At 64.6% G+C, this 15,275-nt stretch carries 18 protein-coding genes; 9 read left to right on the top strand and 9 right to left on the bottom strand.

Going from position 1 to position 15,275, the window contains the following annotated elements; translation table 11 throughout:
- Nucleotides 1-2: 2 nt before the first annotated feature.
- On the top strand, nucleotides 3-644 hold the full coding sequence (locus tag LB556_RS15000; protein WP_224568283.1) for a LysE family translocator: 642 nt from the start codon (nucleotides 3-5) through the stop codon (nucleotides 642-644).
- Here LB556_RS15000 and LB556_RS15005 read toward each other — a convergent pair.
- From LB556_RS15005 to rlmN, 3 genes are read right to left on the bottom strand one after another with little or no spacing between them, the layout of a single operon-like run.
- Nucleotides 616-1,098, bottom strand: coding sequence for a hypothetical protein (locus LB556_RS15005; RefSeq protein ID WP_224568285.1), 483 nt, complete (start codon nucleotides 1,096-1,098; stop codon nucleotides 616-618). The genes LB556_RS15000 and LB556_RS15005 overlap by 29 nt on opposite strands.
- Nucleotides 1,095-1,544 carry a hypothetical protein gene (locus tag LB556_RS15010; RefSeq protein ID WP_224568287.1) on the bottom strand — a complete coding sequence of 150 codons (450 nt, stop codon included), beginning with the start codon at nucleotides 1,542-1,544 and terminating at the stop codon, nucleotides 1,095-1,097. The genes LB556_RS15005 and LB556_RS15010 overlap by 4 nt, the downstream gene beginning before the upstream one ends.
- On the bottom strand, nucleotides 1,541-2,776 hold the full coding sequence (gene rlmN / locus LB556_RS15015) for a 23S rRNA (adenine(2503)-C(2))-methyltransferase RlmN (protein WP_224568289.1): 1,236 nt from the start codon (nucleotides 2,774-2,776) through the stop codon (nucleotides 1,541-1,543). The genes LB556_RS15010 and rlmN overlap by 4 nt, the downstream gene beginning before the upstream one ends.
- A gap of 267 nt (nucleotides 2,777-3,043) precedes the next feature.
- Between rlmN and LB556_RS15020 the strand changes: the two genes are divergently transcribed.
- A complete protein-coding gene (locus LB556_RS15020) occupies nucleotides 3,044-3,343 on the top strand; it encodes a hypothetical protein (RefSeq protein WP_224568291.1) in 300 nt (99 codons plus the stop codon).
- A gap of 246 nt (nucleotides 3,344-3,589) precedes the next feature.
- On the top strand, nucleotides 3,590-4,945 hold the full coding sequence (locus tag LB556_RS15025; protein WP_224568293.1) for a chloride channel protein: 1,356 nt from the start codon (nucleotides 3,590-3,592) through the stop codon (nucleotides 4,943-4,945).
- A 159-nt stretch (nucleotides 4,946-5,104) separates the two neighbouring features.
- On the opposite strand, the gene LB556_RS15030 is transcribed toward LB556_RS15025, so the two are convergent.
- The 3 genes from LB556_RS15030 to LB556_RS15040 form a co-directional block, all read right to left on the bottom strand.
- Nucleotides 5,105-5,608: an invasion associated locus B family protein gene (locus LB556_RS15030; protein ID WP_224568294.1), complete on the bottom strand. Its 504-nt coding sequence runs from the start codon at nucleotides 5,606-5,608 to the stop codon at nucleotides 5,105-5,107.
- A 287-nt stretch (nucleotides 5,609-5,895) separates the two neighbouring features.
- Nucleotides 5,896-6,258 (bottom strand): YkvA family protein, encoded by a 363-nt coding sequence (locus LB556_RS15035; RefSeq protein WP_224568296.1) that lies wholly within the window; start codon nucleotides 6,256-6,258, stop codon nucleotides 5,896-5,898.
- A 138-nt stretch (nucleotides 6,259-6,396) separates the two neighbouring features.
- The gene (locus LB556_RS15040) at nucleotides 6,397-6,693 is read right to left on the bottom strand and encodes a 4a-hydroxytetrahydrobiopterin dehydratase (RefSeq protein ID WP_224568299.1); all 297 of its coding nucleotides are present in this window, start codon (nucleotides 6,691-6,693) and stop codon (nucleotides 6,397-6,399) included.
- Between the two features lie 50 nt (nucleotides 6,694-6,743).
- Here LB556_RS15040 and LB556_RS15045 point away from each other — a divergent pair, with 50 nt between their 5' ends.
- Nucleotides 6,744-7,262, top strand: a complete 519-nt coding sequence (locus tag LB556_RS15045) for a low molecular weight protein-tyrosine-phosphatase (protein ID WP_224568301.1) — start codon at nucleotides 6,744-6,746, stop codon at nucleotides 7,260-7,262.
- On the opposite strand, the gene thpR is transcribed toward LB556_RS15045, so the two are convergent.
- Together thpR and LB556_RS15055 are read right to left on the bottom strand one after the other, a co-directional pair.
- Nucleotides 7,166-7,762 carry an RNA 2',3'-cyclic phosphodiesterase gene (gene thpR / locus LB556_RS15050; RefSeq protein ID WP_224568303.1) on the bottom strand — a complete coding sequence of 199 codons (597 nt, stop codon included), beginning with the start codon at nucleotides 7,760-7,762 and terminating at the stop codon, nucleotides 7,166-7,168. The two genes, LB556_RS15045 and thpR, sit on opposite strands and share 97 nt — an antisense overlap.
- A gap of 128 nt (nucleotides 7,763-7,890) precedes the next feature.
- Nucleotides 7,891-8,535 (bottom strand): arylesterase, encoded by a 645-nt coding sequence (locus LB556_RS15055; protein ID WP_224568305.1) that lies wholly within the window; start codon nucleotides 8,533-8,535, stop codon nucleotides 7,891-7,893.
- An 85-nt stretch (nucleotides 8,536-8,620) separates the two neighbouring features.
- Here LB556_RS15055 and LB556_RS15060 point away from each other — a divergent pair, with 85 nt between their 5' ends.
- From LB556_RS15060 to LB556_RS15075, 4 genes are all read left to right on the top strand, one after another.
- Nucleotides 8,621-9,316 (top strand): ABC transporter ATP-binding protein, encoded by a 696-nt coding sequence (locus LB556_RS15060; RefSeq protein ID WP_224568308.1) that lies wholly within the window; start codon nucleotides 8,621-8,623, stop codon nucleotides 9,314-9,316.
- On the top strand, nucleotides 9,316-11,865 hold the full coding sequence (locus tag LB556_RS15065; RefSeq protein ID WP_224568309.1) for an ABC transporter permease: 2,550 nt from the start codon (nucleotides 9,316-9,318) through the stop codon (nucleotides 11,863-11,865). Before LB556_RS15060 ends, LB556_RS15065 begins: the two co-directional genes overlap by 1 nt.
- A gap of 231 nt (nucleotides 11,866-12,096) precedes the next feature.
- Entirely contained in the window at nucleotides 12,097-12,870 is a 774-nt protein-coding gene (locus tag LB556_RS15070; RefSeq protein ID WP_140703759.1) for a Bax inhibitor-1/YccA family protein, read from the top strand.
- 104 nt (nucleotides 12,871-12,974) lie between these two features.
- Nucleotides 12,975-13,553 carry a GNAT family N-acetyltransferase gene (locus LB556_RS15075; RefSeq protein WP_224568311.1) on the top strand — a complete coding sequence of 193 codons (579 nt, stop codon included), beginning with the start codon at nucleotides 12,975-12,977 and terminating at the stop codon, nucleotides 13,551-13,553.
- A 125-nt stretch (nucleotides 13,554-13,678) separates the two neighbouring features.
- Here LB556_RS15075 and LB556_RS15080 read toward each other — a convergent pair whose 3' ends face one another.
- Nucleotides 13,679-14,065 (bottom strand): DUF2794 domain-containing protein, encoded by a 387-nt coding sequence (locus LB556_RS15080; protein ID WP_224568313.1) that lies wholly within the window; start codon nucleotides 14,063-14,065, stop codon nucleotides 13,679-13,681.
- Between the two features lie 520 nt (nucleotides 14,066-14,585).
- Here LB556_RS15080 and LB556_RS15085 point away from each other — a divergent pair.
- The gene (locus LB556_RS15085; RefSeq protein ID WP_224568314.1) at nucleotides 14,586-15,245 is read left to right on the top strand and encodes a helix-turn-helix domain-containing protein; all 660 of its coding nucleotides are present in this window, start codon (nucleotides 14,586-14,588) and stop codon (nucleotides 15,243-15,245) included.
- Nucleotides 15,246-15,275 lie beyond the last annotated feature (30 nt).

Consider the following 15,275-nt stretch of genomic DNA (forward strand, 5'->3'; position numbering starts at 1 on the left):
CCATGTCCTTCATTCCCGACACCACGACGCTGATCCAATTCGCCATCGCCACCGTGATCCTGGCGATCACGCCAGGCCCTGACATGACGCTGTTCGTGTCGCGCACGCTGAGCCAGGGGCGCGCCACCGGCTTCGCCTCGATGGCGGGCGCGCTGTGCGGCACGCTGATCCACACCACGCTGGTGGTGGTCGGCGTCTCGGCGCTGATCGTCGCCTCGCCGATGGCGTTCTTCGCGCTCAAGATCTTCGGCGCCGGCTATCTGGTCTTCCTCGCCTGGCAGGCGATCGCCAAGGGCTCGGCGTTTTCGCCGGAGAAGAAGAGCGGCCCGCAAATTTCCCTGCTGCGCAGTTGGGCGGCGGGGCTCGGCGTCAACCTGCTCAACCCGAAGATCATCCTGTTTTTCATGACCTTCCTGCCGCAGTTCGTCTCCGCGCACGACCCGCACGCGCCGGGAAAGCTGTTCTTCCTCGGCGCCATGTTCATCGTGCTGTCGATCCCGGTGACGGCGCCGATGGTGCTGGCGGCGGAAAAATTCTCGGCGGCGATGAAGGCCAGCCCACGCGTCACGCGCGTGGTCGACTATCTCTTCGCCGGCGTGTTCTCGGCCTTCGCGCTCAAGATCCTGACGGCCCAGGCGAAATAGACGCTTTCCCGTCCTGCCACCAGCTTCCGGCCCAGCGCCCGGCGCTCAGCCAATAAAAGATGCCGCCGACCATGCCGCCGCCAATGACGGCCATGATGGCGCCGGTCCCGGTGACCGCGAAGGGGGAATCGCCGGCGTGGTCGACGAGGCCGAGGAAAACCCCCGCCACCACCGCGCCCGCCAGCGCGTAGAACAGCCAGTCGCGCCGGCCGAGGATTTCGGCAATCAGGATGACGACGGCGGCCGGCATGAAGCCGAAATAGGCAACGAACAGGGCGACGAAAGGAATTGAAAAATAGAGCGATGCCGTCGCCGCCGGATGGGCTTGCGCCGGCGCGTAGCCGAACGAGGCCAGGAACAGGATGTTGAGGAAGGCGCTCGCCGCCAGCGAGGCGACGGCATAGCCGAACAGGATGATGGCAAGGCGGACGATGTAGGCGACGAGGCGGTTCATCGGGGATCACGGCCCGCGCGATGACCGGACTTGCGCCCAGCCAGAAGCCAGTAGACCCAGCCGGCGGCAATGCCGGCCGCGGCCAGAAAGCCGAGGAAGCCCGGGTTGAAAACGAAGCCTCCGGCCGAGCCCGGGACAAAAACACCGAAGGCGATCGACGTGATCGCACCGGTGACGGCAAAATAGAACCACCCTCGCAGCGCCAGCCGCTCGGCGACGAAGATCGCGGGGCCGACGATCAGCAGCGCGCAGATCGCCACGGTCAGCACGGCAAGCGGAAAGGAGGCCAGCCAGTCGAATGTGAAAATGATCGACCAGTTGCCGTCCTCGATTCCGGCCAACAGAACGATCAGCAGCACAGGCACCAGGATCGAGGTCAGCACGGCGGCGACATAGCCGACCGCGATCACCGTTAAGCGCTTCGAGCAGGCGACGAGACGGCTCACGCCTCGCCGTGCCCCGCAATCATCATGGCTTCCAGCGCAAGGCGGTCGACCTTGCGCATGCGCTCCGATTCCGACTTCAGCTGGCCGCAGGCGGCCAGGATATCGCGGCCGCGCGGCGTGCGGATCGGCGAGGCATAGCCGGCATTGTTGATGTAGTCGGCGAACTTCTCGATCGTCTCCCAGTCCGAGCACTGGTAGTTGGTGCCCGGCCACGGGTTGAACGGGATCAGGTTGATCTTGGCCGGAATGCCCTTGAGCAGCTTGATCAGGCCCTTGGCGTCCTCGATGGAATCGTTGACGTCCTTCAGCATCACATATTCGAAGGTGATGCGCTTGGCGTTCGACAGGCCGGGATAGGCGCGGCAGGCGGCGATCAGCTCCTTGAGCGGATATTTCTTGTTGATCGGCACCAGCAGGTCGCGCAGATCGTCATTGGTGGCATGCAGCGAAATCGCCAGCATGACGCCGATCTCCTCGCCGGTGCGCAGGATTTCCGGCACGACGCCGGAGGTCGACAGCGTGATGCGGCGCTTCGACAGGGAAAGGCCGTCGCCGTCGGAGGCGATCAGCAGCGCCTTCTTGACCGCCTCGAAATTGTAGAGCGGCTCGCCCATGCCCATCATGACGATGTTCGACACCTTGCGGCCCTCGGCCGGCACGATGGCGCCGTCGGGCGTGTCGCGGTCGGGGAAATCGCCGAGCCGGTCGCGCGCGGTCAGCAACTGCGCCAGGATCTCCTCCGTGGTCAGGTTGCGCACCAGCTTCTGCGTGCCGGTGTGGCAGAACGAACAGGTCAGCGTGCAGCCGACCTGCGAGGAGATGCAGAGCGTGCCGCGGCCTTCCTCGGGGATATAGACGGTTTCGATCTCGACCGGCCGGCCGGCGCCGCGCGGCGGAAAGCGGAACAGCCACTTTCGCGTGCCGTCGGCGGAAATCTGCTCCTCGACGATTTCGGGCCGGGCGACGGTGAAGTGCTTGTCGAGTTCGGCGCGCAGGTCCTTGGAAATGTTGAACATGCCGGCGAAATCGGAAACGCCGCGCACATACATCCAGTGCCAGAGCTGCTGGGCGCGCATTTTCGCCTGGCGCTCCGGCACGGTGCCCGAGGCAATAAGGGCCTGCGCCAGCTCGGCGCGCGTGAGCCCGATCAGCGATGGTTTTTCGGAGGGCGCAGCGCGGGCGCGCAACGCGTCACGGGCGCCTTCGGCGGTGAGGTCGAGTGAAAAGGTCATGGTCGCACTGATGTAAGTGGTTTGCGGCCGATTTCATGCATCGTGCCGGACGTCAATCGCGGCGCATAGCACAGCTTGGCGGCAGAGTCATGCTGCGGATGATCGGCCAACCTGTCCCGTCGCTCGGCGGCGTCGGACGAAGTGCGCCTGCCTGGTGCTGTCCCTGGCGCGCGATCGATCACATATTCGTGTCGGCGTAACGGCTGGCGAGCTGTCCGCGAACACTGAACGGGGCGACTGTGCCCCTGCACAATGGGAGTATGCGGAATGAACTCGATCAAGCTCGCCGTCATTGCCGGCCTCGCCGCTCTTTGCGCCTCGCAGGCATTCGCGGAGGATACGATGGGCACCATGACCATGATGAAGGGTGGCCAAGTGACCGCGATCATGCCCGACGGGCACATGGGCACCATGATGCCGGACGCCAAGATGAGCGCCGACATGATGAAGATGGCCAAGCCGATCAAGCATTGCATGATGATGATGACCGACGCCAAGGGCAAAACCTACATGGTCGACACGTCGACCAAGAAAGCCCAGGCCGAATGTGAAAAAATGGCCATGTGACGATCTCGCCAGTGCTTGCCCGCCGGCCCGGAGGCCGGCGGGACGGGCAGCTTTGATATCTGGGCGCCCATGATGCCGTCCGCGAGCTTTCGCACCTCACGGCAAATCCGACCTGACTCATGATCGCGGGCTCCTTGCTGAAGAGGACACAACCGCGATGCGGCTTTTTGATCCGTCCGATCAGCAGACTCGCACTTGATCGACATCATGTCTGTGTTAGGGCTGGGTTTTCCCATGAGGACAGAGATGGCCGGCCAATCGCGAAGACATCCCATGCTGCGGCGTTCGCGCGCCATGTGGGCCTCGCGCCGCGTCTGGCAGCCGCGTCTGGTGTTCTGGGCGGGTGCGATTTCGATCGGCCTGATCAGCGTGTTGTTTGCCATACTGGCCGACAAGGCACAGGCGCTGTTCCACGTGGTGATCGGCAATGACGGCGGCTGGCGGTTCTATCTGCCGCTTGCGATCACGCCGCTTGGTTTTGTCTTTTGCGCATGGCTGGCGCACGCTTTCTTCCCGGGCTCGCAAGGCAGCGGCATTCCGCAGGCGATCGCCGCCCGGCACCTGCGCGACGACGACGACCGCAGCCATATCCTGTCGCTCAGATTGGTGGCGGGCAAGATAGCCCTCACTCTTGTCGGCCTGTTCTGCGGCGCTTCCATCGGCCGCGAAGGGCCGACCGTGCAGGTCGGCGCCTCGCTGATGCTGCAGGCAGCGCGTTGGGGCGGCATGGCGCATGCGCGCGGCCTGATCCTGGCGGGATCGGCCGCCGGCATCGCCGCCGCCTTCAACACGCCGCTTGCCGGCATCGTCTTCGCCATCGAGGAGATGGGCCGCACCTATGAGGCGCGCACCAACGGACTGGTGCTGACGGCGGTCATCCTGGCCGGCCTTGCCTCGCTCGGCTTGCTCGGCAACTACACCTATTTCGGCGTGTCCAAGGACACGATCTCGTTTGCCGCCGATTGGCCGCTGGTGATCGCCTGCGGCGTCATCGGCGGCGGCTTCGGCGCATTGTTCTCGTTGCTGGCCCTCAAGGGAACACGCAGGATCCGGCGCTGGCACGCGCTGCAGCCGCTGTGGCGCGCCCTGCTGGTGGCGGCGGTCTGCGGGCTGGCGGTGGCGGTGATCGGCATCGTCTCGGGCGGGCTGACCTTCGGCACCGGGTATGCGCAGGCGCGCAGCGCGGTCGAAGGCGCGCCGCTGCCCTGGTTCTTCTTTGCCGAGAAATTCGCGGCCGGGCTGCTGTCGATGATCTCAGGGATACCCGGCGGCATCTTCGCGCCCTCGCTGGCGGTGGGCGCGGGCATCGGCAGTTCGCTCGGCCTGGTGTTCGGCAGCAGCGCCGGCGTCGCGGCCCTGCTCGGCATGGCCGGCTATTTCGCCGGCGTGGTGCAGGCGCCGATGACGGCCTTCGTCATCATCCTCGAAATGACCGGCAATCATGACAATGTCATCGGCCTGATGCTGGCCTCGATGCTGGGCTACGGCACGGCGCGCCTGATCTCGCACGAGCCGCTCTATCACGCGCTGTCGCGCGTCTTCATCGCCGAGGCGATCCGGCGCCGGCGGGCAGAGGCCCTGCCGGAATCAGCCCATGCCTGAAAAGCAAAAGGCCGGGCGTCGCGGCCCGGCCTTTTGGTTTCACAACGAAGCGACAGCCTAGAGTGGTTCAGCGTCTGATAGAATCGCTGAACCGCTCTAGCTCCTTGTTTTCACGCAATTCCGGACGGAAAACCGCTACGCACTTTTCCTGGAATTGCTCTAGTTGCACTTGGCGATCGAGGACAGCGCCGCCGAAATGCCCTTCAGCGAAAAGACATAGCTCGTCGGATTGCCGCGGCCCGACTTCGCCGATACCTTCATGTCGGTGCCGGACTTCATGGCGGCGATCAGCACCGGCTCCTCGGCGGCGTTCTCGACCCATGCGGATTTGCCGCGCGTGAACATCGAGAAGGTCTTCTTGTCGATGGTGACGATGGCCTTGGAACCTTCCTGGAAATTGTAGCCGGCGATGAACTGCGGCTCATAGGATATCTGCTGGCCCGGTCGCTGGCTGACGAAGAAGAACATGTCGCCATGGTCGAGCGTCGACGGCTGCTTGTCGGTCGGCACGGTCAGCACATAACAGACCTTGCCGCCAGACGCCTGGTAGCTGTAGGTGCCCCAGGCATTGTGCTGGCCGATCTTGGTCGCCTGCTGCGCCAACGCCGGCGCTGCCGAGGCCGCCAGGACCAGGCTCGAAACTAGTGCAATCAATCCGCGCATCGCTTTTCCCATATTCCAAATGGTGCGGAGGCGGGCCGCATGGCGTCCTGCCGTCGCTTCATTTTGATTTAATCTGGGTTACCAAACGGTGAATTTCCCAAGAGAAAGGGACCTTCACCCCAGGAAACCGCCGCCATCTCCGCACCGCCGCCTTATTCAGCGGCTGGCACGGCGTCCCTTCGGGGACTTGGAGGCCACGAAAACGGCAAGAGTTTGACTTTTAACCCGTTCGCTCAACGCCTCCGCCCGGAGGTCGGGCCGATGCGGCGGGATTCGGCTGGCGGGCTTCAGCCCTTGTCCGCGATCGCGTCCCTGGCGGCCTGCCGATGCGCCGGCGTGATATGGGCGCTGACGGCGGTGATCGCGGCGGTCAGCACCGCGATATCGTCGGTGAAGCCGAGACCGAAGATGAAGTCGGGAATGAGGTCGACCGGCAGGACGAAGTAGCCGAGCGCTGCCACCAATATGCCCTTGGCGCGCAACGGCGTGTCCTTGTCCATGGCACAGTAGTAAGCGGCGACGACGTCTTCCATGAACGGAATCTGCCGGGCGGCCTTCTTGGCGGTGCGCCAGAATTTCTCGCGCACTTCGCCCTCCCCGCCCAGCTTGTCGCCGAAGCCGAAGAAGTCAAAACCGGAACCCTGCGCCATCAATCTCTCCTTGCGGGTCCCGTGCGCATATCTACGCACGCCCGCCGATCAAAATGTGGTGAAAGCCGGACCCCGCTGCAAGATGCCGGCGCCGATTTGCCGGGTCCGCACCGGCCCGTGCGCATGGCCAAGCCGCGTTCAGCCGCCGAAATAACGGTTCATCTTTCTGGCCAGTTCGATATCGAGCGCCGTGACGCCGCCGGCGTCATGCGTGTTCAAGGTCACGTCGACGGTCTTGTAGACATTCGACCAGTCGGGATGATGGTCCATCTTCTCGGCGGCCAGCGCCACCCGGGTCATGAAGGCGAAGGCTTCGGAGAAATTGTTGAAGGTGAAGGTGCGGCCGATCGAGGCGCCGTCCTGCGCCAGCGTCCAGCCGGCAAGCCCCTTCAGCGCTGCCTCGGCGGCTTGCCTGTCCAGTTTCTCTCTCGTCATGTCCGTTTCCCGTGCTATTGCGCTGAAGACGCAACCATAGCGCCGGATCGATGATCGCGAAGCCCATAAATTCCATTCTTTTCGTCTGCCTCGGCAACATCTGCCGGTCGCCGCTGGCGGAAGGCGTCCTTCGCGCCGTGCTGGCGGAGCGCGGATATGGTTGGGATATCGTGCTCGATTCGGCCGCGACCGGCGGCTGGGAGGTCGGCTCCGCTCCCGATCCGCGCTCGATTGCCGTGGCATCGCGCCACGGCATCGATATCTCGCGGCAGCGGGCGCGCAAGATCACGCCGGAAGACTTTCACCGCTTCGACCTGATCTTCGGCATGGACCGGTCCAACGTCGCCGACCTGAAGGCGCTGACGCCGGCGGCGGTGCGCGACCGCATCCACCTGTTCCGGGAATTCGCCGAGGGAAGGCCGCGCGATGTGCCGGATCCCTATTATGAGGACCAGGAAGCGTTCGCCGAGGTCTACCGCATGATCCGCGAGGCGTCGGAGGCGCTGGCGGCGCGGCTGGCGGCGCGCGTATCGACGCCGGACAGCGGCCAGGCTTCCTCAACGATATAGGGACCGCCGCCGACCGAATCGCGCGACGACATCAGCACGAAGCGGCCGATGCGGAAGGGCAGCGTCGAGAAATTGCCGCGGGCCGACAGATATTGGGCGACGTCGAGCGGGCTCGAATTGCGCAGGCGCGCCAGCGTCACATGCGGCATGAACTTGCGCGGATCGGCGGGGATGCCGAGCCGTTGGCAGATGCGCTCGATCTCGGCCTGAAGGGCCGCCAGATCGGGCGAGGGGGAAGCGCCCGCCCACACCGCGTGCGGCTTTTTCTGGCCGAAAGCGCCGACACCCGACAGCGTCAGCGAGAAGGACGGGCGGTGCACCCGGTCGAGCGCGTTGGCGATCTCGTCGGCGACGTGGCCTTCGACATCGCCGATGAAGCGCAACGTCAGATGGTAGTTTTCGACGTCGATCCAGCGGGCGCCAGGCAGGCCGCCCCGGAGCATGGACAGCGAAAGGGCGGCGTCACGCGGAATTTCGAGGGCGGTGAAAAGACGCGGCATGAAGAGCCTCCCTTCCTCGAATCGAACTGTCATCCCTAGCGAATCATCGATGATCAAATGGAGCAAGTGGTTTGTTGGTCGCAGGCTTTGCTAAAACTTTCCCTAACGGAAAGCGGCTTTGTCGGACTTCATGAACCTCCCGGCGCCGCCGCGATGGCTTTTTCCACCGTCGGCAGGATGCGCTCGACCATCAGGTCGACCCCTTCGGCGTTCGGATGCAAGCCGTCCTCGAGTTGCAAAGCGGGATGGCCGGCGACGCCGTCGAGAAAGAACGGGTACAGCGTAACGCCGTATTTGGTGGCGAGTTCCGGAAAGATGGCGTCGAACGCGTTCTGGTAGTCGGCGCCGAGATTGGGCGCCGCCCGCATGCCGGCCAGAAGCACGGCGATCTTGCGCTCCTTGAGCTTGCCCAACATCTCGTCCAGGTTCTTCTTGGCGATCTCGGGCGCAACGCCGCGAAGCATGTCGTTGGCGCCGAGTTCGAGGATGACCAGTCGCGTTCCGTCCGGCACCGACCAGTCGAGCCGCGCCAGGCCGCCGCTGGTGGTGTCGCCGGAGACCCCGGCATTGGCGACGGTGACGTCATGGCCCCTGGCGCGGAGGGCGGCCTGCAATTTGTCGGTAAAACCCTCGCCAGGGCCAAGGCCGAACCCCGCCATCAGGCTGTCACCGAAGCCGACGATCTTGTATGGCGCGGCGTGCGCCGGCGAAATGACGCCGCAAATGGCGAGGAAAAGGATCAGGCCTGCGGCAAAGCGGCGTTTGAAAGACATGCGGCGCGCCCCATATGACAGAGAATTCTTCCGGCGACGGCTTCCGACAGGCAGAGCCTCCCTTTCCATATAGGACGCTTTCATTTTGACAGAAGCCGTCATCGCGCTGAAAGACGTATCCCTGACGCTTGGCGAAGGGGCTTCGTTGGTCCATGTGCTGAAGGGCGTCAGCCTTGAGGTGGCGCGCGGCGAGGCCACGGGTATCGTCGGCCCTTCGGGATCCGGCAAGTCGACATTGCTGATGGTGCTGGCAGGGCTGGAAGGGGTCGATTCAGGTACGGTCCGAATCGCCGGCGAGCTGCTCAACGGCAAAACCGAGGACCAGATCGCTTCGTTTCGTGGCCGAAACATTGGCATTGTGTTCCAATCCTTCCATCTCATCCCCAACATGACGGCGCTGGAAAACGTCGCGGTGCCGCTGGAACTGGCCGGCCACGCCGATCCGTTTTCGGTGGCGGAACGGGAACTGGCGGCGGTCGGCCTCAGCGACCGCGTCACCCATTATCCCGGCGAACTCTCGGGTGGCGAGCAGCAGCGCGTGGCGATAGCGCGGGCGCTGGCACCGTCGCCGCGCATCCTCATCGCCGACGAGCCGACCGGTAATCTCGACCAGGCGACCGGGCGGCAGGTCGCCGATCTGTTGTTCGCCAAGGCCGCCGAGCGCGGCATGACGCTGGTGCTGGTCACCCATGACCCGGCGCTCGCGGCGCGCTGCTCGCGCCAGGTTTCGATGCGCTCCGGCCGCATCGAAGCACCGGCGCCGGTCAAGGTCACCGCCTGATGCCGCTGGCGCGGACCTTGAGGCTTGCCATCCGCTTTTCGCTGCGCGAGATGCGTGGCGGCCTTTCCGGCTTTCTTATATTCCTCGCCTGCATAGCGCTCGGCGTGGCGGCCATCGGCGGCGTCAATTCGGTGGCCCGCTCCATCACCGCCGGCGTCGCCGACCAGGGCCAGGTGCTGCTCGGCGGCGATCTTCGCTTCGAGATCAACCAGCGCGACGCCAGCCCGGCCGAACTCGGTTTTCTCGACGGACTGGGCGTCGTCTCGCATACCGCCGGCATGCGCTCGATGGCGCGTCTTGCCGATGGCACGGACCAGGCGCTGGTCGAGGCCAAGGCGGTCGACGAGGCCTATCCGCTCTATGGCGCGCTGGAGACCGAACCGGCGCTGTCGAAGCAGGAACTGTTCGGCCGGCAGTTCGGCGTTTTCGGCGCCGTGGCACCAGACCTTCTGTTCGAACGGCTGCATCTCAAGATCGGCGACCGGCTGAAGCTCGGCACCGCCACATTCGAACTGCGCGCCAGGCTGGTGACCGAGCCCGACGCTGTCTCCGACGGGTTCGGCTTCGCGCCAAGGTTGCTGATCTCGACCGAGGCCCTGGCGGCAACTGGGCTGGTCCAGCCGGGCAGCCTGGTCGAGAACGCCTACAAGGTCCGGCTGCCCGCCGGTGCCGACGAGGCGCGGCTGAAGGCTGTCCAGGACCAGGCGGCCAAGGATTTCCCAGAGGCAGGCTGGTCGATCCGGACGCGCGGCAACGCCGCACCGGCGCTGTCCTCCAACATCGAACGCTTCTCGCAGTTCCTGACGCTGGTCGGCCTCACCGCGCTGGTGGTCGGCGGCGTCGGCGTCGCCAATGCCGTGCGTGCCTATCTCGACGGCAAGCGCGGCGTCATCGCAACCTTCAAGAGCCTGGGTGCGTCCGGCGGCTTCGTCTTTGCCGTCTACCTCGTGCAGATCCTGATCATCGCCCTGCTCGGCATCGGCGCCGGCCTGGTGCTGGGCGCGCTGATGCCCTTTGTCGCGAGTGCCGCCCTGGAGTCGGTTATTCCGGTGCCCGCGCAGGGCGGCTTCTATCCCGGCGCGCTCGCCATGGCGGCCCTGTTCGGCCTGCTGGTGACGCTCGCTTTCGCGTTGCTGCCGCTTGGCCGTGCTCGCGACGTGCCGGCGACCGCGCTGTTCCGGGAGATGGGGCTGGAAGGCCGCGGCCTGCCGCGCCCCGTCTATGTCATTTCGGCGCTCGGCATCGCGCTTGTCCTGGCGGCGCTAGCGATCCTGTTTTCGGGCGACCAGCGCATATCCTCGATCTTCGTCGGCGCCACCATTTTTGCTTTCCTGGTGCTGCGTGTCGTCGGCGGACTGGTGCAGTGGGCAGCCAGGAAAAGCCCGCGCGTGCGCTTTGTCGCGCTCAGGCTTGCCATTGGCAATATCCACCGGCCCGGCGCCCTGACGCCGTCCGTGGTGCTGTCGCTGGGGCTTGGACTGACGCTCCTGGTGACGCTGGCGCTGATCGACGGCAATCTCCGGCGCCAGATCTCCGGCAACCTGCCGGAGCGGGCGCCGAACTTCTTCTTCGTCGACATCCAGGGCAGCGAAGTCGATGCGTTCTCCTCGCTGATCGCGAAGGAGGCGCCGCAGGGAACGCTGGCCAAGCTGCCGATGCTGCGTGGCCGGGTGATGGCGCTCAACGGCATCGATGTCGACAAGGTCAAGGTGCCGGCCGAGGGCGCCTGGGTGCTGAAGGGAGATCGCGGCCTGACTTACGACACCAGGCAGCCGGAAAACGCGACGCTGACCGAGGGCAAATGGTGGCCGGACAATTACGCCGGCGAGCCGCTGGTTTCGTTTTCCGACAAGGAAGGCAAGGAAATCGGGCTGAAGCTCGGCGACACCGTCACCGTCAATGTGCTCGGCCGCAATGTCACGGCGCGGATCGCCAATTTCCGCCAGGTCGAATGGGAGACGATGGGCATCAATTTCGTCATGGTTTTCTCGCCGAACACATTCGCCGGCGCCCCGCATGGCTGGATCGCGACGCTCACCGAAAAGAAGGCATCGACGGCCGACGATGCGCGCGTCCTCAACGCCGTCACCCGCGCTTTCCCGGCCGTGACGACGGTGCGGGTCAAGGACGCGCTCGACATCGTCAACCGGCTGGTCGGCCAGCTCGGCACGGCGATCCGGGCGGCGGCAGGCGTGGCGCTGATCGCCTCGATCCTGGTGCTTGCCGGGGCGCTCGCCGCCGGCAACCGGGCGCGCATCCATGACGCGGTGGTGCTGAAGACGCTGGGCGCGACGCGCACGACGCTGATTTCGGCGTTCTCGCTGGAATACATGCTGATCGGGCTCGCCACCGCCATCTTCGCGCTCGCCGCCGGCAGTGCGGCCGCTTGGTTCGTCGTCGCGCGCATCATGGCCCTGCCGTCGCATTTCATGCCGCAGGTAGCGGTCGCCACGATCGCCTTTTCGCTGGTGATCACTGTCGGCATCGGGCTCGCCGGCACATGGCGGGTGCTCGGTCACAAGGCGGCACCCGTGCTGCGAAACCTCTGATTCGCCAGCCCGGCGCGGCCTGTCCGGGTTAAATCTTGGTAAGAATGCCCTCCGAAACGGCTGCGAAGCAGCATTTTTGGCCCGTCACGAACCGTTACACCCGGTTACGGTCTTGTTCTCGACGCGAATAACCATCATATTTCGGCTCAGGCATGCTGGAGCCCCGCCAGCGGCGCCTGGGTCCGCAAGAGGCCCGACACCGGACGGGGCAGAAGCAACAGAGGATTTCCAATGGCTGATCCCATTCGCAATTATCAGACGTCGGCGGTGCCCGGCGTCCGCGCCGACATCGACCAGGGTCTGCGCGCGTACATGATCAAGGTCTACAATCTGATGGGGCTTGGCCTGCTCATCACCGGCCTTGCCGCCATCGGCACCATCATGCTGGCCACCACCACCGACCCGGCCTCGGCCGTCGCGACGCTGCCAAGCGGCGAGATGCTGACCTCGTTCGGCTATGCGATCTTCGGCTCGCCGTTGCGCTGGGTTGTGATGCTGGCGCCGCTGGCCGCCGTGTTCTTCCTGTCGTTCAGGATCCAGTCGATGAGCGTCGCCGCCGCGCAGACGACGTTCTGGGTCTATGCCGGCCTCGTCGGCCTGTCGCTGTCGTCGATCTTCCTGGTCTACACCACGGCAAGCATCTCGCAGACCTTCTTCGCCACCGCCGCCGCCTTCGGCGCGCTGTCGCTGTTCGGCTACACCACCAAGCGCGATCTGTCGGCGATGGGCTCGTTCCTGATCATGGGCGTGTTCGGCATCATCATCGCGTCGGTGATCAACATCTTCCTGCAGTCGTCGGCGCTGACCTTCGCCGTTTCGGCGATCGGCGTGCTGGTGTTCGCCGGTCTTACCGCCTACGACACGCAGAAGATCAAGGAGATGTATTTCGAGGGCGATGCTTCCGACGTCGCCGGCCGCAAGGCCATCATGGGCGCGCTGTCGCTCTACCTCGATTTCATCAACCTGTTCATGTTCCTGCTCCAGTTCATGGGCGACCGCCGCTAAGCGGTATTGGACCATCAACTTTCACCAGGGCGGCCCAACGGCCGCCCTTTTCTTTTGTGCGGGCCTCTGCTGCTATCGAGGCATATAAGTGGTTTGCATAAAGAATGAGCAACATCGTGATCCGGCCGGCGACCCCGGCCGACCTCGACATCATCACCGAAATCTATGCCGACGCGGTCGTCAACGGCACGGCGAGCTATGAGCTGGAGCCGCCCGGGCGCGCCGAGATGGGCGCGCGGTTCGCCACGCTCGCGGCCGGCGGCTTTCCCTATCTGGCGGCGGAGAAGGATGGCGCCATGCTCGGCTATGCCTATGCCGGCCCCTTCCGGCCGCGCCCGGCCTATCGGTTCATCGTCGAGGACTCGGTCTATGTCGGGCCTGATGCCAAGGGCCAGGGCGTCGGCCTCAAGCTGATGCGGAGCCTGATCGCGGCGGTCGAGGCGGCGGGCTTTCGCCAGCTCGTCGCGGTGATCGGCGATGGCCACGCCGACAGCGCCTCGGTCAGGCTGCACGAGAAGCTCGGCTTCCGCCATTCCGGCCGCCTCGAAGGCTCCGGCTACAAGCACGGGCGCTGGCTGGACACGGTGTTCATGCAGCTGTCGCTGAACGGCGGGGCATCGGTGCCGCCCGATCAGGCTTCTCTGCCGGAGCGGAAGTTCCGGGAGGGGGAATTGAAGAACTGACGAATTGAGGAACTGAAGAACGAAAAAAGAAAAAAGGGGGCGACGACGTCTGAGTATCTTCCTCCTCAATTCCTCAATTCCTCAATTCCTCAATTCCTCAATTCCTCAATTCCTCAATTCCCCAGTCAAACCTGAACCAGCTTCAGCTTGCTGTCGAAGACGCCGAGCACGCGGCCAAGCTCCTGGCCGCGTTTGAGGATGCGCCCGCCCGCGGCGATGACCGCGAAAGCGCCCTGTTTGCGCGCCAGCTTGGGATCCTTGACGATCTGGAACAGCGGCACTTCGCTGGCCCGGCGGAAGACGGAAAACACAGCGCGGTCGGTGAGATGATCGATGGCGTAGTCGCGCCATTCATTGGCGGCGACCATGCGTCCGTAGAGCCTGAGGATCTGGTCCAGTTCACGCCGGTCGAAGCGGACCGGCTGATCGAGACGCTCGCGTCGCGCCTCGTGGAGCGGGATCAATATTGCGGATGCGTCTCCATCCCCCATCCCGCTGCCGTCATCAGTCATGCCTCGATCCCTCGAAAATGAATCTTTGCCAACCAAAGTTGGCCTCTTCGCACCGCAATTGCAAGGGCCGGCGAGCGAAGGCGGCGGCGAGCCGTTTCCGTCGCGTCCAGTCACGTTTATGAAACGCATGTTGGAATTGGTGATGCTTCGCCACATTTCTGCCTCTTTTTATCCGCGCTCATGCCCCAATGTCCGACGAATTTACCGGCGTTGCCTGAGACGGTTCGGTCCGGCACCGGCTCGTAAACCCCAAGCCCCCCGCCCACGGGTCTGCGTCGGATCGAACCAACCTCGGTGTTTTCTTCGGAAAAACCAGGTGCGACGATCCCAAAACCTAAATGACCGGCGTCAGAAGCAAGCTGACGTCGGTTTTTTCGTTTTTGGAGCTTTTACCGAACCGTGGCGAGTGAGCGCGGAGCCCGAAATGGGCCTGCCTCCACATCGCTGATTCAATTCCGTCGACCGCACTTGCCATTTCCCGTCTCACTTAATAGGGTGTTAAGTGAGACGGGAACGGGCAATGCCACGCGCATCGGACTCCACCGCAGAACAGTTGAATGACGAGGCGGCCGCGCCTGAGACCGGCGGCGTCGGGTCTCGCATCAAGGCGCTGCGCGCGGCGCGGCGCGTCTCGCTGCGCCAGCTCGCCGACATGACCGGGACGACGGCGAGCTTCATCAGCCAGCTCGAGCGCAATCTGTGCGGCGCCAACACCGGCACGCTGCTCAAGATCGCCGCCGCTCTCGACCTCGGCATCAACGATCTGTTCGAGGACAATGCCCGCCCCCTGCACAAGGTGCTGAAGCGCGAGGACCGGCCGGTCGTTCCGGTCGGTATCCACGCCCGCAAGATGCTCCTGTCGCGGCGGCCGATCCACCAGTTCGAGGTCTATGCCGGCCATTTCGAGGTGGGCGGCTCGACCGGCGACGACGCCTATGTCCATGGCGGCAAGCACGAGATGTTCATGGTGCTCAAAGGCACCGTGGAACTCACCCTCGCCGACGAGCGCCACGTGATGCGCGAAGGCGACAGCGTCGAATACGCGACCTCGGTGCCGCACCGAACGGTCAATATCGGCGACACGCCGGCGGAGGTGCTGTGGATCATCGCCCCGCCAACCGCCGGCGCGTTCGAACTCGATCAATACAGGCCCGGAAACCGCTCGCATCCGGGTGAATGAGAACAAATGCGAGTTCTGCAATGGGAGAGT

Origin of the sequence: Mesorhizobium sp. ES1-4 (genome assembly GCF_020164745.1) — a bacterium.
In the GTDB taxonomy this organism is placed as follows: Bacteria; Pseudomonadota; Alphaproteobacteria; order Rhizobiales; family Rhizobiaceae; genus Mesorhizobium.

Excerpts from the sequence above, each read along its gene's own strand:
- LB556_RS15070 (WP_140703759.1), top strand. The coding sequence starts at position 12,097 with ATGGCTGATCCCATTCGCAATTATCAGACGTCGGCGGTGCCCGGCGTC.
- thpR (WP_224568303.1), bottom strand. The coding sequence starts at position 7,762 with ATGCCGCGTCTTTTCACCGCCCTCGAAATTCCGCGTGACGCCGCCCTT.
- LB556_RS15055 (WP_224568305.1), bottom strand. The coding sequence starts at position 8,535 with ATGTCTTTCAAACGCCGCTTTGCCGCAGGCCTGATCCTTTTCCTCGCC.
- LB556_RS15030 (WP_224568294.1), bottom strand. The coding sequence starts at position 5,608 with ATGCGCGGATTGATTGCACTAGTTTCGAGCCTGGTCCTGGCGGCCTCG.
- LB556_RS15065 (WP_224568309.1), top strand. The coding sequence starts at position 9,316 with ATGCCGCTGGCGCGGACCTTGAGGCTTGCCATCCGCTTTTCGCTGCGC.
- LB556_RS15080 (WP_224568313.1), bottom strand. The coding sequence starts at position 14,065 with ATGACTGATGACGGCAGCGGGATGGGGGATGGAGACGCATCCGCAATA.
- LB556_RS15085 (WP_224568314.1), top strand. The coding sequence starts at position 14,586 with ATGCCACGCGCATCGGACTCCACCGCAGAACAGTTGAATGACGAGGCG.
- LB556_RS15035 (WP_224568296.1), bottom strand. The coding sequence starts at position 6,258 with ATGGCGCAGGGTTCCGGTTTTGACTTCTTCGGCTTCGGCGACAAGCTG.
- LB556_RS15005 (WP_224568285.1), bottom strand. The coding sequence starts at position 1,098 with ATGAACCGCCTCGTCGCCTACATCGTCCGCCTTGCCATCATCCTGTTC.
- LB556_RS15025 (WP_224568293.1), top strand. The coding sequence starts at position 3,590 with ATGGCCGGCCAATCGCGAAGACATCCCATGCTGCGGCGTTCGCGCGCC.
- LB556_RS15040 (WP_224568299.1), bottom strand. The coding sequence starts at position 6,693 with ATGACGAGAGAGAAACTGGACAGGCAAGCCGCCGAGGCAGCGCTGAAG.
- LB556_RS15020 (WP_224568291.1), top strand. The coding sequence starts at position 3,044 with ATGAACTCGATCAAGCTCGCCGTCATTGCCGGCCTCGCCGCTCTTTGC.
- LB556_RS15075 (WP_224568311.1), top strand. The coding sequence starts at position 12,975 with ATGAGCAACATCGTGATCCGGCCGGCGACCCCGGCCGACCTCGACATC.
- LB556_RS15000 (WP_224568283.1), top strand. The coding sequence starts at position 3 with ATGTCCTTCATTCCCGACACCACGACGCTGATCCAATTCGCCATCGCC.
- LB556_RS15045 (WP_224568301.1), top strand. The coding sequence starts at position 6,744 with ATGATCGCGAAGCCCATAAATTCCATTCTTTTCGTCTGCCTCGGCAAC.
- rlmN (WP_224568289.1), bottom strand. The coding sequence starts at position 2,776 with ATGACCTTTTCACTCGACCTCACCGCCGAAGGCGCCCGTGACGCGTTG.